The organism is Butyrivibrio sp. AE2015, from assembly GCF_000420825.1.
Taxonomy (GTDB): Bacteria; Bacillota; Clostridia; order Lachnospirales; family Lachnospiraceae; genus Butyrivibrio.
In genome coordinates this window covers 33208-56756 of the sequence record NZ_ATVR01000023.1, presented here as the reverse complement: position 1 = coordinate 56756, position 23549 = coordinate 33208, and the positions used below count along the sequence as shown (strand labels likewise).

The 23549-nt window shown below is 36.6% G+C and carries 20 protein-coding genes; 17 read left to right on the top strand and 3 right to left on the bottom strand.

The genetic code is table 11. The features are described 5' to 3' along the window. The first annotated feature begins 767 nt into the window (after positions 1–767). From G585_RS0111480 to G585_RS0111425, 12 genes are all read left to right on the top strand, one after another. Positions 768–1940, top strand: a complete 1173-nt coding sequence (locus G585_RS0111480; RefSeq protein ID WP_022775140.1) for a replication initiation protein — start codon at positions 768–770, stop codon at positions 1938–1940. A 481-nt stretch (positions 1941–2421) separates the two neighbouring features. After that, entirely contained in the window at positions 2422–2646 is a 225-nt protein-coding gene (locus G585_RS0111475; RefSeq protein ID WP_022775139.1) for a helix-turn-helix domain-containing protein, read from the top strand. Next, complete coding sequence (locus tag G585_RS0111470; RefSeq protein ID WP_022775137.1) at positions 2639–3244, top strand: DUF1819 family protein; 606 nt, start codon at positions 2639–2641, stop codon at positions 3242–3244. The genes G585_RS0111475 and G585_RS0111470 overlap by 8 nt, the downstream gene beginning before the upstream one ends. 22 nt (positions 3245–3266) lie before the next feature. After that, a complete protein-coding gene (locus G585_RS0111465) occupies positions 3267–3845 on the top strand; it encodes a DUF1788 domain-containing protein (protein WP_022775136.1) in 579 nt (192 codons plus the stop codon). Continuing rightward, positions 3845–7393, top strand: coding sequence for a BREX system P-loop protein BrxC (gene brxC / locus G585_RS0111460; protein ID WP_022775135.1), 3549 nt, complete (start codon positions 3845–3847; stop codon positions 7391–7393). Before G585_RS0111465 ends, brxC begins: the two co-directional genes overlap by 1 nt. A 16-nt stretch (positions 7394–7409) precedes the next feature. Beyond that, positions 7410–10796, top strand: coding sequence for a BREX-1 system adenine-specific DNA-methyltransferase PglX (gene pglX, locus G585_RS0111455; RefSeq protein WP_022775133.1), 3387 nt, complete (start codon positions 7410–7412; stop codon positions 10794–10796). A gap of 109 nt (positions 10797–10905) precedes the next feature. Further along, positions 10906–11148, top strand: a complete 243-nt coding sequence (locus G585_RS0111450) for a DUF4357 domain-containing protein (protein ID WP_026663954.1) — start codon at positions 10906–10908, stop codon at positions 11146–11148. Positions 11149–11163: 15 nt separating this feature from the next. Beyond that, positions 11164–13785, top strand: a complete 2622-nt coding sequence (pglZ, locus tag G585_RS0111445) for a BREX-1 system phosphatase PglZ type A (RefSeq protein WP_022775130.1) — start codon at positions 11164–11166, stop codon at positions 13783–13785. 14 nt (positions 13786–13799) lie between these two features. After that, on the top strand, positions 13800–14213 hold the full coding sequence (locus G585_RS0111440; RefSeq protein WP_022775129.1) for a hypothetical protein: 414 nt from the start codon (positions 13800–13802) through the stop codon (positions 14211–14213). Positions 14214–14247: 34 nt separating this feature from the next. Next, positions 14248–16365 (top strand): protease Lon-related BREX system protein BrxL, encoded by a 2118-nt coding sequence (gene brxL, locus G585_RS0111435; RefSeq protein ID WP_022775127.1) that lies wholly within the window; start codon positions 14248–14250, stop codon positions 16363–16365. A 1-nt stretch (position 16366) separates the two neighbouring features. Further along, positions 16367–17860 carry a caspase family protein gene (locus G585_RS0111430; protein ID WP_022775126.1) on the top strand — a complete coding sequence of 498 codons (1494 nt, stop codon included), beginning with the start codon at positions 16367–16369 and terminating at the stop codon, positions 17858–17860. 33 nt (positions 17861–17893) lie between these two features. Continuing rightward, complete coding sequence (locus tag G585_RS0111425; RefSeq protein ID WP_022775124.1) at positions 17894–18103, top strand: hypothetical protein; 210 nt, start codon at positions 17894–17896, stop codon at positions 18101–18103. A 4-nt stretch (positions 18104–18107) separates the two neighbouring features. Here the strand turns inward: G585_RS0111425 and G585_RS19995 are convergent, their stop codons facing one another. Then, entirely contained in the window at positions 18108–18233 is a 126-nt protein-coding gene (locus tag G585_RS19995) for a DUF7675 family protein (RefSeq protein ID WP_022775123.1), read from the bottom strand. A 144-nt stretch (positions 18234–18377) separates the two neighbouring features. Then, positions 18378–19079: a hypothetical protein gene (locus G585_RS0111415; protein WP_022775121.1), complete on the bottom strand. Its 702-nt coding sequence runs from the start codon at positions 19077–19079 to the stop codon at positions 18378–18380. Between the two features lie 272 nt (positions 19080–19351). On the opposite strand from G585_RS0111415, the gene G585_RS0111410 reads away from it, so the two are divergent. Next, the gene (locus tag G585_RS0111410) at positions 19352–20254 is read left to right on the top strand and encodes a recombinase family protein (protein WP_022775120.1); all 903 of its coding nucleotides are present in this window, start codon (positions 19352–19354) and stop codon (positions 20252–20254) included. Between the two features lie 326 nt (positions 20255–20580). Here the strand turns inward: G585_RS0111410 and G585_RS0111405 are convergent, their stop codons facing one another. Beyond that, positions 20581–20952, bottom strand: coding sequence for a hypothetical protein (locus tag G585_RS0111405; protein WP_022775118.1), 372 nt, complete (start codon positions 20950–20952; stop codon positions 20581–20583). A 183-nt stretch (positions 20953–21135) separates the two neighbouring features. On the opposite strand from G585_RS0111405, the gene G585_RS0111400 reads away from it, so the two are divergent. From G585_RS0111400 to G585_RS0111385, 4 genes are read left to right on the top strand one after another with little or no spacing between them, the layout of a single operon-like run. After that, entirely contained in the window at positions 21136–21510 is a 375-nt protein-coding gene (locus G585_RS0111400; protein WP_022775117.1) for a helix-turn-helix domain-containing protein, read from the top strand. Positions 21511–21537: 27 nt separating this feature from the next. Continuing rightward, a complete protein-coding gene (locus tag G585_RS0111395) occupies positions 21538–22443 on the top strand; it encodes a hypothetical protein (protein ID WP_022775115.1) in 906 nt (301 codons plus the stop codon). Continuing rightward, the gene (locus G585_RS19725; protein WP_022775114.1) at positions 22440–22664 is read left to right on the top strand and encodes a hypothetical protein; all 225 of its coding nucleotides are present in this window, start codon (positions 22440–22442) and stop codon (positions 22662–22664) included. Before G585_RS0111395 ends, G585_RS19725 begins: the two co-directional genes overlap by 4 nt. Positions 22665–22680: 16 nt before the next feature. Continuing rightward, positions 22681–23454 carry a DNA-directed RNA polymerase subunit alpha C-terminal domain-containing protein gene (locus G585_RS0111385; protein ID WP_022775112.1) on the top strand — a complete coding sequence of 258 codons (774 nt, stop codon included), beginning with the start codon at positions 22681–22683 and terminating at the stop codon, positions 23452–23454. The last annotated feature ends 95 nt before the right edge of the window (positions 23455–23549 follow it).

Here is a 23549-nt window from a genome sequence, read left to right as displayed (position 1 = left end):
TTAATACCTTGGGAAAGCCTTTAAATAAGCCAAAGTCAGATAGAAGTTGTGGAGTTAAAGATAAAGACTTGTGGAGGAATTGATAATAAGAAGTGGAGTAATTAATAACAAGTTGTAGAGATATTAATAACCGTTTGAAAGTGTTTAGTTGTGGAGCTTTTAATAAATGCATGTGGAGAAAATAATAACTACTTGTGGAGGTATTGATAAAGCATTTTGAAGATGTGGAGTTTTTGATAGAAATCACATCAGCCAGGTTATATCTGTAAACATTAAGAAGCTGCTTAATACATAAAGGAGCTTCTTTTTTATTGGAATTTTATTTCTATATTCAATGATAGCACAAAAAACATGTTTTTTTAGTAGACATGTGAAAAGTTGTGGTGAAATAGATAAACCATTTCGGTCAAGAAGTGGAGTTTTTGATAAACGCTGTAGAGATAGAGAGTGTAGAATTGAAGTTGTGGAGTTAAAGACAAATGGCGCCGAAAAGCCTGATAAAAACTAGACAGAGCAGATTGTGCTACATAAGTTTTTTGAAGAAGTGGAGATAAAAATAATAGACTGACCTAGTCAACATGTGGAGGAATTAATAAAAGGTGTGGAGCTTTCGAAATATAGAAAGACCAATTTATAAAGTTGTGGGGGATTAGATAAAAAGCTTGGAGAAATTGATAAATACCTGTGGAGAATCTGATAAATCAGTGTTACAATAATTATGTTTAAAGTTGTGGGGTAAATGATATAAATTGTGGAGGAATTGATATATGGCAGTTAATAATGCACCTAGAGAAATCAAGGGTATGAACTATAAGAAATCCAATATCATTATTGGTGCTAAATATAAGTCTACCATATATGAGAACAAACTTTTAGCAGCTGCTCTTTATAGCCTGCAAAATGCTGCCACAGATAAAAATGGGGATATAGTTGCAGTCATGCCGGCAGCGCAGCTAAAAGAAATCTTTGGTAAGGGCAACAGTATTTATTCCCATCTTAAACCTGTTGCAGCCAGTCTTATTGGAAGATCTATCGGTATCGAAGATGATGAAAAAAAAGAATTCCACTATATGACCATAGTTACAGATGCTGAATATAAAGATGGTGTCTGTACCATTACTTTTAATAAGAAGCTTAAAGAAAAATTACTTCAGATTCAGAATAAATTTACTTTATTGTCACTTCCTGTGATGATGGATATGACTTCCGTTTATTCTTTTCGATTATATGAATTATTAAAATCAGAGGCCTTTATTGGAAATAGAAGCTGCCAGATGACAATGGATGGTGGTTTTGAGTTCTATATAGGTCTTTCAGAACTTAAGCTAGAACTCGGTGTAGTTGATGCATCTGAGAAGAAAGTTCAGGAAATACTTAATGGTAAACAGAAGCCAGACTATGACAAAGCTGTAGAAGTTGCTACAGAAAAAAGCTATGACGAATGGCGTGATTTTAAAAAGAATGTCATGGATGTAGCCACCAAAGAAATAACTCAAAAAACCGAACTGGATCTATCATATGAGACCAAGAGAACTGGTAGAGGTGGCAAAACATCTGGCATCGTTTTCCGGATCAAACGGAAAGATGTGGAGGAAAAGGTAGATGTTACTAGTGAAGTTGTGGAGAAAAAAATAACTGATGATGAGAAATATGAACTAATAGATCGGGTAAAAGACCTTATGGATGAAAAAATCTCCACTAAAGACATCATATCAATCCTTGAAGTTGCAGGATATGATTATGAAAAGGTTAAAAAGCAGTACGAGAATTCCAAGAGCGCTAAGAAAATTGGGAATATCGTTGGATGGATGATTGATGCGATTAAGAATGATTATTCATCACCTATTGAAAAGAGAGGCAAAAATGCAAATTTATTTAATAGCTTCCAACAGAACGAATATGATTATGAAGCATTAGAGAAGGCATTGATAGATAATTGAGTTAATCATAAAGGACGAAAAACATAATAAAGCCGAACAGATTCAATAATACCAAGGGAGATTTCATTGTGATGATACAATGGAGTTCCCCTTTTTTTGCGTTTTAGGTAAATGCAGTCAGCATTACTTTATCTGATGAGTGGCTCCGAGTGAAATGAGGTTTTGTGGGATTGGGGGCAAAGCCATCCAACAAGCAAGTTGCCTCCGCGATATCGCGATATCGCGAGGCCCTGCTTGCGAAAATGAAAAAAGATGAAAAAACTTAGTTGGAAGTCCCTTTTATGGGACAAGAGATGTGGATAATAGATATTGGGAAAGACTAAGATATGTAATAAAAAGCGGTGAAAGGAGAATATCAATAAAATGAAGAACCAAATCTTCACAAACTCGAAGATTTTCTTAACACATTAATTGCCTGTCCTTCGAGATTGTATTATAATTTCTGTATGTGACGTTAACGAACAAGAGTGAGGTTTAATAAATGGCTATATCTTACAACGGACTATGGAAACTATTGATCGACAAAAGCATGAATAAGACAGATTTGATGAATGAGGTAAAGCTCAGTAGTGGGACTATTGCCAAAATGAGTAAGGGCGAACCTGTCTCCATGCTAGTGTTGGAAAAAATCTGCGATAAGCTTGACTGTGACTTTGGTGACCTTGTTCATTACGAGAGAGAAAAAGTAGGTGATAGACTTGAGTGATTATAAGGGATGTGGTGCGCTTACCAGAGAACAGTTTCTATTTCATGAATCAAAGGTGGTAGCGAAGCTTATCGTTGATGAAAGATTATCTGATGAAGAGATAATCAGCAAGGTTGTGGATGAGAATCTGTTCCAGTTTCCAACAGAGCGCATGATAAAAAATATAGCTGGAGTATGTATTAAAAGATTGCGTGGTTTAGATGATTTAACGCTAATAAATACTATTGCGCATGCTCCAGTAGAGAATGCTAAGCAGGCGTGTCTATATGCCATGATGAAGCAGTACAGGCTTGTATGGGATTATATGATTACTGTGATCGGAGCTAAGTATCGTGAACAGGATTTCTCATATGGAAGAATTGATCTCAATGTATTTTTTATGAGATTGCAGGAACAGGATGATGAAGTGGCTTCATGGTCAGAGGCAACAATCAATAAGATTAAGCAGGTGCTTAATAAGATTCTTATAGAGAATGAATACATAGATGGCCCACGAGCAACAAATCTTAACCCTGTAATGATTTGTTCGGAAGTAGAAAGTGTAATCAGAGCAAATGGTGAAGAAGTAGCTTTACCAGCGTTTAACTGTTTTTATTAAATGAAATGTAGGAGATGTACTAATGAGCGACATTTTGGAGAGGCTTGATAAGCTAAAAGCCCAGATGCAAGATGAAGATTTTCAGAAGGGTAACGGACTAAGTAACGAAGTTAATATTCATATCTTTTGCTATGACCCAAAGGATGAAATGGCAGTGAGATATTTTACAGAGCAGCTTGTATCTGATCAGGATATTAATTGTCATGTTATAGAGAAGAATCTATACAAAATCTTCTTAAAGCTTTGCGAGGATAAGAGGCTTTTGGATAAGATTCCAAATATCGAAGCAACCAAGGGAACAGAATTCCTATTGAAGAATCTTCAGGGTAAAGCTGCATCAGCAAAAAACTTTGTGGATGAGATATGCAAGGATGGATTCAAGGAAGGAGATGTGCTTCTGATAACTGGCGTTGGAGAAGCTTATCCGTTCATCAGATCTCATAATATTTTGAATACAATTCAGCCACAGGATCTTAACAGCATTCCGATTGTCGTTTTATACCCTGGTTCTTTCGACGGAAGGGATGTATATCTATTTAATAAATTGCCAAAACAAGATTACTATAGAGCATTCAATGCAATAGTGGAGGGTAAGCGATAATGAAGATTCAGCAGATGTTTAGAGACGATATCAACAGACAGATCAATGGTGTCGTTCAGGTAGAACAGGATACAGAAAGAGTACTTATTCAGGAATTAGAGGAGTACGTTGTAACTAAGGAATTAAAGAAGCATTTCATAACTCTGTTCAATAATTATGGAGATGCTTTTGATCAAAAGACAAATGATGTTGGTGTTTGGATTTCCGGGTTCTTCGGAAGTGGTAAATCACATTTCTTGAAGATTCTTTCATACATACTTGCAAACAAGGAAGTACAGGGCGTTAAAACAGTAGAGAGATTCCGCTCAAAGTTTGAGGATGACCCTGCTACATTCATGCTCATTGATAAGGCTACAAAGGGTGAGACAGATACTATCCTTTTCAATATTGATATTGAGGGTTCCATTAATAAAGATGCAACAGCAGTCCTCCGTGTATTTGCGAAGATGTTTTATAACTACCTTGGCTTTTATGGTGAAGACTTAAAGGTTGCTAAGCTTGAGCAGTTCATAGACAAGCAGGGAAAGACAGAAGAGTTCAGAAAAGTATTCGAAGAAAAAAATGGTGACTCTTGGGTTAATACTAGAGAATCGTTTGTATTTTTTGAGGATGATGTTGTTGCATCTCTTCAGGAAGTGCTTGGCATGAGTGAGGAAGCTGCTCGTAACTGGTTCAATGGAACAGAAACAGTAGAGACATCTATTGCTCAGCTTGTATCAGAGATTAAAGATTATGTTGATAAAAAGCCTGATAACTTCAGATTGCTTTTCATGATCGATGAGGTTGGTCAGTATGTTGGTGAAAATACAGATCACCTTCTTAACTTGCAGTCACTCATTGAGGAAATCGGAAGCAAGTGTGAAGGTAAGGTTTGGGTAATGTGTACCGGACAGGAAGCTCTTGATGAAATCATCAAGACTCGTCAAGATGAGTTTTCACGTATTCAGGCAAGATTTAAAACAAGACTTTCTCTTTCTTCAACGTCGGCCGACGAGGTTATTCAGAAGAGACTTCTTTCAAAGACAGATGAAGCAGAGGAAGAGTTGGAGGAAGTATACAATGCCAATGACTCAGTTCTCAGGAACCTCCTTAAGTTTAATAAGGACGATGCACTTCTTGATGTTAGAGGATTTGAGACACCGCAGGAATTTGCAAGAGACTTCCCATTTGTACCATATCAGTTCCTTCTTTTACAAAAAGTATACACAGCTATCAGAAAACATGGTAATGCAGGTAAGCATCAGTCAAGTGGTGAACGTTCAATGCTTTCCGGATTCCAGGAAGCTGCTAAGAGCGTACAAGATAAGGACGAGTATGCATTAGTACCATTTTATAAATTCTATGACACTGTTAAAACCTCTCTTGACGGTGCTATTAATCGTGTTATTGACAGATGTCAGACTGCTGCTGATGAAGATAGAGGTATAAAACAGCAGGATGTTGATGTATTAAAACTCCTTTATCTCATCCGTTATGTTGATACAGACGTTAAGTCAACACTTGACTCTATTGTTATCCTTATGGCGGATAACATCAATATGGATAAGATTCAGATGAGAGCACAGGTGCAGGAATCATTAGATAGACTCCTTAACCAGAACTACATCGGAAGAAATGGAAATACTTATAATTTCCTTACAGATGAAGAGCAGGATATTGCGAGAGATATTAAAGATACACCAGTAGATACAGCGCAGATTATTGAAAGAATTGGCCACCTTGTATTTGGTGATATATACGACAAGAAAAAGTATCGCTATGGAATTTATGATTTCCCATACGATCAATATGTTGACGGAACCGCTATCGGGTCAGTAACTGGTGGTATGAAGCTGCAGGTTTATTCTATTGCAACTGATGATTATGAAAAGCAGGATCTTCGCCTTCAGACAAATTCAAAGGGACAGGCGATAGTTGTTCTTGGTGACGGAAAGTATTATGAGTGTATTGAAAGCGCTCTTAAGATTCGTAAGTATGTAAAGACTAGAAATATCGCTCAGCTTCCAAAGTCTGTTCAGGATATCATTCGTACACAACAGGATGAAGCCACTAAGTATGAGAATGACGCTCTTGATTATATCAAGAGAGCTATTGAGTCAGCAGAGTTCTATGTTGACGGAGAGCATATTGAAATTAAAGGTGGAGATGCTAAGAGCAAGTTGGATCAGTCTCTTGAGTATCTGGTTACCCATGTATATTACGATTTGGATTTAATAGGACAAAACGTAAATGACGATTCTGACATTATTGCAATTCTAACAGGTCAGGCACCTACAATCCCTGGAACTAATCCTAATAGTGGGGCAGCGCAGAAGATTGAGGGCTATCTTGATATGCAGGACATGAAACATATCACTACAAAGATGTCAGATATTCAGGCAAGGTATCAGGGCATTCCAAGTGGATGGAGAGAAATAGATATAGCAGCTGTTGTAGCACTTCTTATCTATGAACAAAAAGTTACTATCAAGTATGGTGGAATGACAATTCAGCCTACAGATCCTAAGCTTCCAGATATGCTTCGAAAGAAAACAGAAATCGGAAAGACAGAGATTACAAAACGTCATGTAGTTAGTCCTACAAAGATGAAAGAGGCAAGAGATTTCTTAAGAGATTTCTTTGATGTAATGGATGTTCCCACTGACGAAGATGGACTTATAGCGTTTATTATCGAGAAGTTTACTGAATTAGAGAATCATTACAATGGCCTTAGTGATAAATATGAGAATAATAAATACCCTGACAAGCAAGTGGTACGAGACGCTGTAAGGGTTGTTAAAGATGTACTTTCACAGAAGAGCGATAATATTGCACTAATTGATAAGGTGGTCGCAAGTGAAGATACTCTTTATGATATGCAGGATCACATGAAAAATGTTGAAAGCTTCTTTAAGACACAGGTATCTATTTTTGATAATGCCGTTAGTTTTGTTCAGAGTATGAATAACGATCTTGATTATATTAGTCGTGACGATGAGGCTACACATGCGTTAAATCAAATGAGGCTTATTACAACTATTTTTGCTGATAAGTCATACGATTATAAGAGAATTCCGGAGTTAAATAGTCTTCAAGCTACTGTAGAAAAATCTCATGATGTAATGCTTGATGAAAAGAGAGAGGCATTATATGAAATTGTTCGTTCCTGTATGGAAGATATTCATAAAGATGCAAATGTGAATGAAGAAACCAAGCTTATTTCTTCTAAAGCTGATCAATTTTTCTCACAGCAAAAAGCTGCAATAGCTGCTGAAAAAAGTTTAAAAATCCTAGATGGTCTTTCTGTTTTGCTTTGGGGACGAAGAGATGATGACACAATGGCTATTGAGGCAGCTAAAGCACCAAAGTCAGACCCTAAGCCTTCTGTTAAGACTGAAAGTGCCCAAAATCCGCCAAAGAAAGAAATAATCAAAAAAGTTGCTAGACAGCAGATGTTCCCGGCAAAGGTGCTTAAATCTGATGAAGAGATAGATGCTTATGTTGATAATATACGAAAGCAGATGAAGCAGTATCTTCAGGGAAGTGATGGCATTCAGATAACCAACTAATGAGAGGATGAATAGAATGGATAAAAACGCAGTAAAGAGTGTATATAAAAAATATGCTGTATGGGCCAGAGAAGAACTCAAGAAAAAGGTCACAGCGAAGGCTATAGAAAATGAAATTATCGAAGATCAGCAACCAGATGCTCTGCTTGAGAGTATAAATGGGGAAGTATTATCTGAAACAAGAAAGAAACAGAGAAAAGCTTTAATTAGAAGAATTAGTGAAGTTGGATATGATCAGGTTATGGAAGAAGTAGCATATACCTGGTTTAACCGTTTTGTGGCTATTCGTTTTATGGAAGTTAATGGTTATCTTCCAAGTCATGTGCGCGTATTTTCTGATGAAAGCGGTAAGTTTAATCCTCAGATTCTAGCAGAAGCGATTCATTTAGATATTTCAGGATTGGACATGGATAAAGTGATGGCACTAAAAGAGGCTGAGGATAATGACGAGCTTTTTAAGTATCTTCTTGTAATTCAGTGCAATGCGCTCAATGAGATTTTACCTCAGATGTTTCAAAAGCTAGAAGACTATACAGAGCTTCTTCTTCCGGATTATTTACTTCGTGAAGGAAGTGTTATCGAAAAACTTGTGAATGATATTCCTGATGAATACTTCGATGTAAATGCCGATGAAGGTCAGATAGAAATCATTGGATGGATGTATCAGTACTATATATCTGAAAAGCATGAAGAGGTAATAGATCCGCTTCACGGAAAAGTCGTAAAGAAAGAAGAAGTTCCTGCGGCGACACAGCTTTTTACTACAGATTGGGTTGTTCAATATATTATAGATAATTCTGTGGGAAAGTATTGGATTGAAAGAAATCCAGAAAGTAAACTCGCGGATGAACTAACATATTTTGTTAAGCCTAAAGATGGAGTAATAAAAACTATAGATGAAAAAATTACTCCACAAGATGTTACAGTATTTGATCCCTGCGTTGGTTCAGGTCACTTCCTTGTTTATGCATTTGAAGTGTTAATGAAAATATATGTAGAGTATGGTTATTCAGAACGCGATGCAGCAGTAGAGATTGTAAAGAACAATTTATATGGTCTTGATATAGATGGTCGTGCAACTCAGCTTGCATATTTCGCTATTATGATGAAAGCACGTCAATATGATAGAAGATTTCTGACAAGAGGAATACAACCTAATATAAGAGAAATATGCGAAAGTAATAATATTGATGTACAGAGTATAAAGTATTTTTGTGGGGGAAGTGCAGACTTATCAAGAGATGTTGAGACTATCATAAATGTGTTTATGGATGCGAAAGAGTATGGGTCTATTTTGCAGATTCCTGAGGTGAATTTTAAAAAAATAGATGAAAGATTTGATCAGTTATCAACTGAAATAAATATGTACAATGCATATTTATTTAATGAATTCAAAGCGATAACTTCTGTGGCTAGTATGATGAGTAATAAATATGCCATAGTTGCAACAAATCCTCCATATTTAAATAAGTATGATAATAATCTGAAGGAATATATAAATAGCAGATATTCAGACTATAAAGGTGACCTGTTTAGTATTTTTATTTATAAGAATATTGAGTCATGTGTTTCTGGTGGATATGCAGGTCTTATGACTCCTATGGTTTGGATGTTTATTAAAACATACGAAAAACTAAGACAGAGGATTGTTGATCACAAACAAATAAGTACACTTATTCAATTTGAGTATTCTGCATATGAAGAAGCTACAGTACCTATCTGTGCTTTTGTAATAAAAAATGATAATCAGGGTGATACAGGATATTACTTTAAACTATCAGACTTCAGAGGTGGCATGGAAGTTCAAAAAGAGAAAGTGTTAGAAGCTTTGAATAATGATGTTTGTGGATACTTTTATTCCGCTGATCAGAAGAATTTCAAGAAAATTCCTGGATCTACAATAGCGTTTTGGTGGACAAACTATGGAATTTTTGATAACGAAAAAATATCAAATATATATGAGTCTGCCGGTAGAAACAAAACTCACGGAAATGATTTATATGTAAGGAATTGGTGGGAAATATCAGATACAAATCGATGGCAGCCTTATGCTAACGGTGGAGAATTTAGAAGATGGGCTGGCAATGACTATGATTTAGTTGATTGGTCTAGTGAAGCAAAAGAATCATATGCTTCACATGGGGGACTCTATAATCAGAAATATGCTGGAAAACAAGGTATATGCTGGAATTTAATCACATCATATAAAAATGGATTCCGTATAAAAAAGGGTAATCATCATTATAGTTCTGCGGCACCTACTATTATTTCTAATGAACCTAAACATGACTATTATGTATTGGCTTTTTTAAATAGTTGCGTGGCTGAAGCACTATTAAAGATGTACAACCCTACACTAAACACTACAGTAGGAGATGTTTTGGGCTTGCCGCTTAGAATAGAGCGAGAAGATGAAATAATTCAGCTTGCAGAAAAAGCATACAAGTTGTCTCAAGAAGACTGGAATTCGTTTGAAACATCTAGCGAATTTACAAAACATCCTTTCTGTAAAAAGAAATATTCAAGTATCGAATGCGCATATAATGATTGGGCGAAAGAATGCGAAGATAGATTCAATTTATTGAAACAATCGGAAGAAGAGTTGAACACTGCATTTATTTCGATTTATAACATTGAAGGTTCGGTAAATCCAATAGTTGATGAAAAAGACGTTACTGTTAATAAGGCAGATTTGAATCGAGATGTAAAAAGTTTTATATCATACGCAGTAGGATGTATGTTTGGAAGGTATTCTTTGGATCGCGAAGGACTATTATGCACCGGTACTCATTGGGAAGAGGAAAATTATAAATCTTTCCCTATTGATAAGGATAATATAATTCCCGTTTGTGATGATGAATACTTTGGCGATGATGTGGTATCGCTGTTTGTAAAATTTGTAGAGGTGGTTTTTGGGAAAGATTCGCTTGAAGACAATCTTTCATTTATTGCAAATGCGTTAGGTGGGAACGGTATGGCTCGTGATGTCATTAGAGAATATTTCCTTAATGGTTTCTATGCTGATCATACGAAGACGTATCAAAAGAGGCCTATTTACTGGCAGTTTTCTTCCGGGAAAAAGAATGGGTTTACATGTCTTGTGTATTTACATAGATATCAGGCTGATACTGTGGCAAGGATTAGAACAGATTATATTCATGAATTACAAAGCCGATATGCTACTGCATTAGATGATCTGGAAAAAAGAATAAATGAGGCTGGATCTAATGAGAAAATTAAACTTGAAAGAAGGAAAAATAATATAAGGGCACAAGAGGAAGAATTGCATAAGTACGAAGAATCAGTACATCACATTGCAGATCAGATGGTTTCATTAGATTTGAATGAAGGTATTAAGGTAAATTATGCAAAGCTACAAAAAATACTATCTAAGATAAAATAAGGTGGTGAATAATCTGGAACAGTATATAAGTATAAATAAAAAAAATTGCCGTGCAACTGGCATATATACAGAATCGACAATAACGGTTCTGAGTGGTTCGGTGATTAATATGGACTATTCTACTCATGCTAGAGGTAAGCTTATAAAAGAATACAGAGATAATAACGAGATTGTGTCTAAAGAGGGCGTAGTTTTGAAAGATTGCATTTTTCCATCAATCTCATATGCAGCAAGATTTGTGACCGGAAAAAGTCAAAATGGATATGATACATGGAAAGTAAACGACACCACAACGCTTGGCGAATACTTAATTGATGCGGGGATACGTAAGATTAAGAGAAGAAACAGATAACAGAGGTATAAAGTAATGGATTTAGCTACAATAGGGCAGGAATTAAATAAAAAATTCAATGCACCATTGCCGGAGTTTTATAAGAGAAGAATAATAGTCTGGTATGATGAAGAGATGGAATTTGAAGATCAACTAGATTCTCTTGAGTTGCATAATGCCAAGATTTTGCGTCTAACAGGTAATAATAATTTTATTGTAAAAAAGACGATAGCGAATGATGAACCTGTTCAGAACTTTTTACTCTATTGTCCAATCACATATGAAACATTGGAAAATAACTGGTTTTTGGATGTTGAACTCTATAGTGAGGAATTTAGGGCTGATCTTATCTCAATTTGGATGGATGAGATGGGTATTCCTTCATCTGTAGCATTACGAAACCAAGTTAAGAAATATCGTAAATTTCTTAATGCCAAGTCTAGACGTGATGATGTTGTTAAAATTGCAGATTCGTTGGACTCACCAATGAAACTTCAATTAGCAGTTATGGCAGCTATTGGAGAAGCTGGAAGGACAGAGCCTATCGCGATAATTAAGTCTGTATTAAAAGCTGGCTTAAATAGTGATGACAACTATCTATATCAGGAATTTACAAAATACGAAGCAGTAGAACTTTTTTGGAGCATGGTTTCTTCTATCACTGGTTATAGTGACGTGGATCACAATCTGGGGAAATTGGCGGCACATGTTATTTTGACTGCAAGTAGTCGCACTTTACCTGTGGGTGTTTTTGATGGATTATCAGATTTTATGTCTCAGAACGGTCAGCTACAGGCGTATTGCAGTGATTTGGTATCTGACTGGGTACATAGTGATGATTCTGTATCGTATGTCAATATTGCAGAAACAGTAGAAGATGAGATGCATCTTGAAAAGAGGCTTTCAAAACAGACGGCATTAGATCTTGCGGATACAGAGATACTTCCATCTGTGAATAGAATAATATTGACAAAGCTAATGACAGACATAAAAAATGAAATCCTTGAGCCAGAGACTATCTTTGCTATTGCAGAAAAACGTAGGTCTCTTGCCGGATTTGGCCAATATGAAGATTATTACAACGGAATAGTAGCATTAGCAAAAATGGAAGAATTCTGTAAGGATAATGCTGTGGGCTTCCATATCGTAGGTGCAAAGAATATCTGGAAAGCATATGAGACTGATTATTATAAAATGGATACTTATTATAGAGAGTTTCATATGAGCTATGAGAATAGCAAAAAGTCTTATGGTGGAGATCTGCAGGATCTGTTTACTGAGGTATGCAACAAGGTAGAAAGGCTGTATTCAAATTGGTTCCTTGACGGACTTGGACATAACTGGTCTGAGGAAGCAGCATCTGAACTTGAAGAAAAAGGCTATATTGAAGGCATAGATAGACAGGAACATTTCTATGATCGTAAGGTCAAGAATGCGGACAACAAAGTATATGTCATTATTTCAGATGCTTTGAGATATGAAGTGGCTGCGTCACTAAAGGAAGAACTCAGCAGAGAGATGCAGGGAAAAGTATCACTTTCAAGTATGCAGGGAATATTCCCTACAGAAACGAAGTTTGGAATGGCTGCATTATTACCACACAGAGAGCTATCAGTTGAACTGAAAGAATCTGATAATGGCAAGAAACTACTTAAAGTGTTAGCTGATGGACAGTCATCAGACAGTATAAATAGAGAAAACCTTTTGAGAGCATCTAATCCTGAAAGTGTAGCGGTAAAAGCGAAGGATTTGATGTCTGTTAGTCGAGCAGAACGTTCGGAACTGGTTAAGGGCAAAGAGGTTGTATATATCTATCATGATACTATTGATGAAACCAGTCATACATCAGAAACAAAAGTGTTTAATGCGTGTGAGGAGACAATTAAAGAAATTATTACTCTTGTAAGAACCATAGTAAACGACTTTGGTGGAATCAATATCATGATTACCTCGGATCATGGATTCTTATATACCTATAGTCCATTGACTGAGGAAGTGAAAACAGAGAAGTCTGAGTTTGTTCACAGAATTGTCGAGTATGCGCGTAGATTTGCGATTCTTACAAAAGGTGATGATCCAGAGTATTTGCTACCGGTTAAGTTTATGGAAGGTAAGACTGATTATTATGGTTATGCTCCTAGAGGAGATATTCGTATTAAGACCAGTGCTGGATCCGGAATGAATTTTGTACATGGTGGTATTAGCTTGCAGGAGATGTGCGTACCGCTTATTGAGTATAAACATCTTCGTAATAGTTCTAAGGAGTATCAAAAGAACAAAGAAAAGTATGATACAAAACCTGTTGAAGTCATGTTGCTTTCAGCGAACCATAAGGTAAGTAATATGATTTTCTCTCTGAACTTCTATCAGAAAGAAGCTGTTAGCGGAAACAGAGAAAAAGCTGTCTATGATGCATATTTCGTAGATGCTACAGGGAAGAAGATTTCTGATGTTCAGAAGATTTTTGCTGACAAGACAAGTGAAGATGTTCAGAATAGGACATTTAGATGCAATTTTAGCCTTAAATCACAGGCTTATGATAACAAGGAAACTTATTATCTTGTCATTGAACAGGAAGATAGTACTGATCTTCCACAGAGAATTGAATTCCAGATTGATATAGCTTTCGCGGCAGATGACTTTGGCTTTTTTTCTTAAAGGAGACCGGCAAAATGGAAAAAACCATTTTATTAAAATTGGCTAGATTAGACAAAAATATAGATTTTTTTGATGAGCATAAAAAAATAATAGATGAGTATGGATTTGTTGACTTTGCTCGTATAGGAAAAAGCTATATAGCTGATGAATATGTATGCGAAAAAACTATCTTTTTGAAGGAAAGTAAAATGGATAGAAATAGAATATTTAGAGTTGATACTGGCGCGAAAATAGCTGAAGGAGAACATTATCCTGAATATTACGCGAATTTGAAGAAACAGAACATTCAGTGGATTAGAATTAATTCAATTGAAGTTCTTGAACTTGAAGAATTTATGAATGGGTATTCTCTCAGAAATGGCAGACCTTTAGATGGTGTATTTAAAGGGTCAGTACCGTGGGTTTTTGTGAGGGAAAAAGATGCGTGAAAACGTTGAAATATGTTATTAAGAGGAATAGTTAATGGAAAATTATAGCAATGCGGATGAAAGCCCAAGAGAAAGTTTAAATGGAAAACTTAGAAAAGTTTTTGATGGAAAAATCGTAAGAAAGGATTTAACAAAACATATAAAAGAAGGTGCCAATGTGCCTATATATGTTCTTGAATATCTTCTTGGCCAGTACTGCAATTCTGATGATGAAGCTATTATTGAACGCGGTGTTGAGACCGTTAAGAGCATTCTCACAAACAATTATGTACGCCCAGATGAGTCACAGAAGGTGCTTTCTTTGCTCAGACAAAAGGGAACGCATACTGTAATTGATATGATTACAGTTGAACTTAACATGAAATATGATATGTATGAGGCGACCTTCTCGAACCTCGGTCTTACAAGAATTCCAATTTCTGAAGAGTATCCTGAGCAGTATGACAGGCTTCTTTGCGGAGGAATTTGGTGTATAGTACAGCTTGAGTATGGTAATGAAGGTGATGATTTTGGCGAAGTAGATGATTATGGTGCTGAGCAGCGCGCAAAGAAGTCTAAGCAGAAGGATGAGTCCCCGGTTACTATAACAAAGCTTACTCCTATTCAGATGCCAAATGTAGATATGAATCAGCTCAAAGAGGGGAGAAAGGCTTTTACAAAAGATGAGTGGATCGATGTACTTCTCCGATCAACTGGAATGGAACCTGATGAGCTGTCATATAGAGAGAAGTGGCTACTGATTACGCGTATGCTTCCACTTGTGGAGAATAACTTCAATCTCTGTGAATTGGGACCGCGTAGTACAGGTAAATCTCATCTTTACAAGGAAATATCACCTAACAGCATTCTCGTCTCCGGTGGTCAGACCACTGTGGCAAATCTTTTCTACAACATGAGCAAGAGAACCATGGGACTTGTAGGATTATGGGATGTTGTGGCATTTGATGAGGTTGCCGGTATTAATTTCAAAGATAAAGATGGCATTCAGATCATGAAGGATTATATGGCTTCAGGATCTTTTGCTAGGGGTAAGGAAGAAAAGGCAGCATCAGCTTCGATGGTATTTGTGGGAAATATCAACCAGAGCGTAGATGTTCTTTTGAAGACATCAAGTTTATTTGATCCATTCCCTCCTGAAATGGGAACAGATACGGCATTTCTTGATAGAATGCATTGTTATAACCCTGGTTGGGAGATTCCCAAATTTAGACCAGAGCATTTTACAAATGACTATGGCTTTATTACAGATTACCTAGCAGGTTTTATTCGTGAACTTAGGAAAGAACAGTTTGGCGATGCTATTGATAAGTACTTCCGTCTTGGTAAGAACCTAAACCAGCGTGATACCATAGCGGTTCGTAGGATGGTAGATGGTTATTTGAAGCTTCTCTATCCTGATGGAGTGTTTGAGAAAGCAGATGTAATAGAAGTATTGGAAATTGCACTTGAAATGCGCCGCCGAGTTAAGGAGCAGCTTAAAAAACTTGGAGGAATGGAGTTTTATGATGTCAATTTCTCATATATAGATATGGAGGATATGTCAGAGCACTATGTTTCTGTTCCTGAACAGGGCGGTGGAAAGCTTATTCCAGAAGGCATGCTTAACCCAGGTCAGGTATATACTGTTTCGCACGGTAAGTCAGACATGATAGGTGTGTTCCGTTTGGAATCACAAATGTTGCCAGGAAATGGAAAGTTTGATCGTACAGGACTAGGAACAGATAGGGAATGTAAAGAGGCTGTGGATACAGCGTTTAATTTCCTTAAAGCAAATGGAAACAGAATCAGCGGCTCTCTTGGCGTGCTTAATAAAGATTTTGTAATCAACTATCAGGACCTTCAGGGAATAGGAATGACAAAAACATTGGCACTTCCTACGCTTATAGCATTATGCTCGATAGCTCTTGGAAGACCGGTACAGAGTTCTATGGTTGTGATAGGTGATTTCAGTATCGGAGGAACCATTATGAAGGCAGAGAATCTGGCAAGTACATTACAGGTGTGCCTTGATAGTGGTGCAAAGAAAGTTTTATTACCACAGACATCAGCAGTTGATCTTGGTACTGTACCAGCAGAACTTATGAGTAGCTTCAGTTTGGTATTCTACCAGAGTGCTGAGGATGCTGTGTTTAAAGCGTTAGGGGTGGAATAAAGTGAAGAGGATAGCAATCCTTATTGGAAATGACAATTATGATGATCCAAAACAAAAATTGGAATGTGCTGTTAATGATGCAACAGCATTAGAACAAAAACTCAAAGAAGTTCATTTTGATACGGCGTTATATACCGATATTGGGAGATATGATTTAGCAAGTGAAATCACAGAGTTTTCTAGAAAATTAGACAGTTATGATGTTGGATTATTCTTTTTTGCAGGTCATGGTTTTCAGGTTAAGGGTGAGAACTATATAGCTTGTAAAGACACTCAATTTGAGGATGATATTTCTATTTCACATACAGCCTATAAGCTGCAAGAGATAATTGAAGACTTAGATAATAGCTCTCTTAAAATTAAAATACTGATTGTAGATGCGTGTCGCACTATGCCTAATGGTGCGAGGGGCAGCAATAGTACTTTTGCACCGATAATGGCACCCAAAGGGACAATTATTGCATTTGCTACTTCTCCAGGACAGAGTGCTAAGGAAGATGCTGCCAGTGGCCATGGCTATTATACAAAAGCGCTGCTTAAACACCTTTTGACTAAGAATATTTCTATTGAAGAAATGTTTAAGCGAGTTAGAAATACAGTATATTTGGAGACTCAGGGTAAGCAGATTACATGGGAACATACTTCTTTGTTGGGCGATTTTTCATTTAATGATTATAGCAGCATCAGTTCAGATATGGTATATAGCAAGATTGCTTTAGCAGATGCTGATTATGAGCCCGTTAAAAATGCGATTTGTTATGAAATGATTAAGATGGCATTGACGTATGATTTTAATGAGCAAAATCGAATACCATCTATGCTTGATAGGAATAAATTACAAGTAGTTAAGGAAGCACCGGATGATATTTTTGTATTGGGGAGGGTTCTGTATCAGGCCTCGCATAGGGCTTTTAATGTTCAGCATTATTTTGAACAATTACATAAAAAATTAACATCGTATCCAGCTGATATGGCTGAACATCTTTTAAATGGTATGGCTTATGAGATGTTTTTTGATGATTCTGGTAAGCTTCGACGAGTTTTTGATATGAATGCATTTTCTAAGAATGTTCTTGAAGAACTTTGGAGTGACAGGTTTAATAAATGTGGTAAATATATTTACTCTCAGTTAAAGGAGTATTCACAAAACATTATTTATTTTCCTGGGAAAAAATTAGACTTTGAAGTTTTCCTAAAGGAATATGAGGATTCGTATGCTGATTGTAAGGTATATCGAATTTCAGAAATCTTTTTGGATGGAATCAACGTTATGTACAATTCAGACGGAACTGATTACTATTCCATAGATGATGATTATAGGTTTGGATATTCGGCATTAGGCTTAAATGAAGTTGAGACTAAGGTAATTGAGCGAGTTGCAGGCTCAAGAAGAGGCGTTAATATTCAGTTTGATATTGAAGATAAAGCAAAAGAAGATAATAAGATAAAGGTTTACTGGAGTGATGGATTTAGACTATTGAAGTATATTGATTGAGATTAGAAATAGCTATTTGAAGGAGATCTTAATATGGGATTGCTTTTTAAACCAAACCGTGATGAGGACATTGATTATGAACGCCTCAGAAATGACCTTATGGATGAGTATGGTGCTCAGATGGTAACGTTAACTGGAGCAATGGGGTATTCAGATATGTGTGATGCGCAGGAAGCATCTCATGAAGAACTTATTAAAATGGCACAACGAGAGGGAATAAACCTCGATAGATACAGAAAATAGGGGATTATGATGGCAAAATATAAGTTTTTTTCTTATCAAAGCTGAATATCCATTCTCCGGTTACTTCATCACCATTATCCAACCACCATATATAATCTGTTTCTTCGTTTTTATACCAAGTATTGGTCATAATGATATGTTCTCCTATTGAAATGATTTTTTTATGTGGGGGCGATTTTTCTCCAGTCCTCTTCTACCCTATTATATCTGCCTTTTCGGTTTACATTAGTACCAAAGTGCCAGTATTTAATTCATGACACTCATGGGCAATTTTTTACTGCTCCAGCTCTTTCTTATATCTGTAATAGGTCCGTTTGCTAATCCTGAGCTTTTCTATGATCTCTTTCTGAGGAGTATCCGCTTCAATGAGCTGTTTCAGTCTTGTGACAGCTTCAGCCCTTTCAGGTGATTTATGTCTTCCGGCACCCCTTTCATTTTTTACATGAGTGACAGCAGTTAATTTCTGGCATTCATTTATGTCCTTTTTCAGCTGCCTGTTCTCTGCAGAGAGCTTTTCTATCTTCTTTTCCAGTGCAGTGATGTCCCTGGCTTTTGCCAGCTGCTTTTTTAATCCATCAATCTCATCCTGCAGACGCTTTTTTTCGTGATACAGGGCATAGTTCTCTTTTTCCAGCTGCCTGATATCTTTCAGGGCTTCCCTGTATTCGTCTGACCGCGGCTCTTTGGGTACGTTCCTCATGACATGAATAAGGGACTCTCCCTCCGGGCGATAGAAGTCTATACATGTGATGATGCCATTTTCGTCTGACAGGCTTACCTTATAGCCTTCAGTTTTAGCCTGGATGCTGTTATACCATGAAGATACGGTCAGATGGATCCCTGAATCCTTCCGGGAACTGGAATAGCGGTAAGTACCACTCTCCTGATTTTCATCCAGGATGAATTCATTTTTCTTGAATGAATATGCTTCGAGAAGCTGTGACAGATGCTTTTTTGTGATCCAGTTCTTGGCCATGACCCATGAATCTCCTTTGTGTCATAAATTAACTTGTGACACTATTGTAATGGAAAAACGAATTATATGTCAATATTTAATTATTGGCATCACGGATAGTAATGATTTAAAAATGATGAACTGATGTAATAGAACAAACTTGCCGGTGACGTTTATATGTACCAAATTTAACGTATGATATATTTGTACCAAACTTATTGCATATAAAAACAATTTTGATGTATAATTAGTGTATTAAATCTAACGAACGTTAAATTTAAGAGGATTCCAACATGAAATATAGTGATGAAGAAGTAAAAAAAGCTGCAGAGGTATTATTTCCAGAATGTAGGAAGTATGAGACAAGCATCCGCTGCAACGAGAACATTTTAGGTACAAATGATGATGAGACATATAGCTATGATATCTTTATCTTAAAAAAGGGAAAAAAGATAGAGGTAGCTACGCTCAGAAATAAGCATGTAAGTGATGCGCTCAAGACGCTTTTAAAGACCTACGGATATTGTCGTATTTCGACACCGCAGCAGTCTATTGACCGCCAGATCCGAAACATCAAGGCGGCATATCCAAATGCTTATATAGTTCAGGAAGCATTTACCGGTACCAAGATGGACCGACCTGAATGGAAAAAGCTTATGAAGAATATAGCGCCTGGAGATATCATCGTATTTGATTCTGTGTCCAGAATGAGCAGAAACGCCGATGAAGGCGTAGAAACCTACTTTGAACTGTATGAAAAAAGAATACAGCTGGTTTTTCTGAAAGAGCCTTACATTAACACCGAAGTTTATGCTGAAAATATGAAGGATAAGATTGAGCTGCAGGGAACGGATGAGGATGAGATCTTCAAAGGACTAAATAATTATTTCCGGAAGTTGGCAGAGAAGCAGATACGAATTGCCTTTGATCAGGCAGAAAAAGAAGTACAGGACCTGCACCAACGTACTAAGGAGGGAATCCAGACTGCCAGGCTTAATGGTAAGCAGATAGGGCAGCGCAGAGGTAATAAGCTTACAGTTAAAAAAGAAGCTCCTGCAAAGGACATAATCATGAAGCACAGTAAGGCTTTTAATGGGACACTCTCTGATATTGAGTGCATCAAGCTTACCGGACTCAGCAGAAATACCTATTATAAATACAAAAGTGAGCTGAAAGCAGCAGAAGAGAACAGTTAATACAAGAGCCACCACAGTTCCTTTACATAGGGCAGTGGTGGCTTTAAAGGCATCGAAAGGTCAGAGGGGCATTACATCTTACTTTCGGCTATATGTTGGGAAATGTTTTCTTTTTTCTCGCTTTCACCTACCTTGTTACATTCATTTATTAGAATGCTAGCCCCGCATAATGGGTATAGAAAGTAGTTTACGCTACTTACATCTTTAAACTATTCAGTCATCGACTTCCTTGATATAATACCATTTTCCATCACAATAAGTACATATTGTATTGGACTTTAGCTATCTTCATTACTCCGTTGAATAAAAGCATATAGGAGCAAGTGTTAGCCGACTGTCTCTCCGCTATATTCAACGCCAAACACTCTGCAAAGCATCCCTTCAATGACCATTATATGTGCCGAATTAAGGAATGTTTCTACTTGGTCCTTATCTTGAGCACTTACAATATCTGAGTCGTTAAAATCATATATAACCGATCTGACCCAACTGATATCTAATACTAAATGATACAGATGCGCAGAAAAGCCCTGGGACGATATCAATATAATAAGAGCAGTCCTGACTTCTTTTTCAAAGTTAGGAGTTGCAGTTATAGAGTCATTTGTAGACATGACAATATCTACTATCTTATTGACTTTCTCAATTTCGTTTAATTCAGTAATAGCATGTATCTTTTCTAAATAGTTCGATCTCATAAATCTCGTAATCCCCTAGTAAATACGTTAAATTCCAATAATAATTTTACCTTATAACTTCATTATCTACCATAGAGATGAGCCATAAACATATTGCAAATTCAATATACAATATATTGCAAATACCCATTGCAATATATTTACATGTGTGTTATATTCATTTCCGGAAGGGAGAACAACCACATGAATATTGGAGAAAAAATCGGCTACTATGCCAAACAAAAGAAAATAACTCTTAGAAGACTTGCAATTGAGAGTGGAATTAATTACAACACTTTATATGCCATTGTTACTAGAAACAGCAACAGAGTATCAGTTGAAAATATAAAGAGTATAGCTGGGGTATTGGGGATACCTGCAGAAGATCTGGAGACAGATACTCCGCTAAGAGAGTTTGAGGAACTATCTGATGCAGAGCTGAAGCTTTCAGCAACAATAAATTCTATTGTTGGACTTTCCACGGGGAAGGATAAGGAAGACAAGCTATATTTAATAAATTCATTTCTTGAAGCTCAATCAGAGCTAATAAGTAATTGTTACAGTGCAATGAAGCGCTAAGTTTAATGGGAGGAGTAAAACAGTCCAATGTACAAATTAGCAAATGCCAGGGGATCATACAAACACGTTCAGAAATTGGTTTCAGCCAATTTCGCACACTATATAAAGCTCTGCTTAGGGGAGCCCGATGAAAACGGAAACCTTACAGACGCAAAGAGAGCTGCAGACTTCATGAAGGAAATTTCCTACTTAAAGGACCTTGTGGGGAAAAAGGCAACTATAGGAAATGGTATTCTTGAGAAGCAGTTTCCATGGGAGGATGTAATTCTTCTCAGATACTCAGATTTACTTGCAAAACTTGAAGATACAAGACATGAATTTGAATTCGATGAGTTTGGAAAAGGACTTCTTTTCGCTTTGGTTGATATTAACAGCACCGGAATGCTTGATTACCTTACAAAATATGGAATAGATCCTTATGAACCGGAACAACGCTTTATAGTACAGTTTATGGATGAGGGAGAAGATTTCTATAACATTATAAAAGAAGGTGTAACAAACAATTCTTCTGACGAATTAAAAGAATGTCTTGGCGAAGAGTTAGGCGAACTAGAAAAGCGTTTTGAGAATAACGGGTATGATGCATCAGAACTATATGCTGTATATGGTGAAATGTATGCTCGTTGTATTTTGAACATATCCTGTTATCTTGAAGATGAGTTTGATGAAGAGGAAATGAACATAGTTCTTTATCAAAAAAATCTTCCTGAAGATGATAAAGAATTCATCAAAGATACTCTTAGATATATGTTTCTGAGCCCTGTTGTAAAAGACTATGATTATGACCTTGTTATGAAGTCTCTTGGAAAATCGGATAACTTTGATATTAGTCTTAAAACAGGTCTTACAATGCTAGGACTCAACCTGAAAAAATATGATGATATTTTCCTTGGAAAGGACGTTACCTACGACCTAGCGGAGGATGAGGCATGAGTAAATGTGAATGCAAGTTTCATACTAATGCTGAAGGTGTCTGGTCCGGTCTTGAAGAGAAGGTCAATCTCGGAATACTGGGAGAAGGATCCCTTCAGGTGTCCGTAAATGACAGCAAAAAGGTCATGGAAGTAGTTGTAGTCCCTCCGGACACTAGCAGCGAACTTTATGAATGGGATTTCCCTGTTAAGTACTGCCCAATGTGCGGTAGGCAGCTATAAGTGGAGTGATAACAGTATGACAAAAAATGATGTAATCAAAGAATTTTCGTTGATTGTTGAATATCTTGAATATGGTGCTAAACATGAACCGGAACTGGATTTAAAGAAAACCCGGATAAAAGAAAGCCTTCCTATATTCAAGGCTGCACTATCTTTTATGAAAAAAGAGTATCCTGACGGAGATGACTCCTATCCAAGAAACCTTCTGATGGATCTTGGTATTCTTCCTCTTGAAAAGGATATTGATAATCTTTCCAAAGGCCTTGAATATACGCTAGATACACTTGATGATAAGGAAAAAACTATAATCCTTGCCAAATATAAAGAGAGATTGTCAAACAGACAACTTTTTGAAAAGTATGGTCTTCATTACGATAATAACCGCCTATATTATGCTTTGCACAAGCTGGGAAGCCCTCTTAGGATCAAGTATATATGTTCCGGGGAAGAAGCTGCCATTAACTATGAAGAAAAGAAAGCTGAGTTTGCTCGTGAAATAGCTGAACTTGACAAAAAAATAGGAATCCTCAAAGAAAGAGAACCTTCAGAAATCATTACTTCAGAAGAAATAAATGAGATTGGTATATACAACAAGATATCCATTGACGATCTGAATCTATCTGTCAGAGCAAGAAATGGACTCTTTAGAGGTGGATATAGGACTCTTGGCGACTTCAAGGGTAAAACTGTAAAAGATCTGATGAAACTGCGAAATCTTGGGACATTGTCCGTGGAAGAGATTATAAATACGCTTGCAAAATATGGCATACAGATTCCAGAATCCGATTAATGATTACACCTATATTCACTCATAAAAAACTTAAAATCAATAATATATGAATTGTGAGTAAAATATCGGTACAATCTGCATGCCACTATGATATA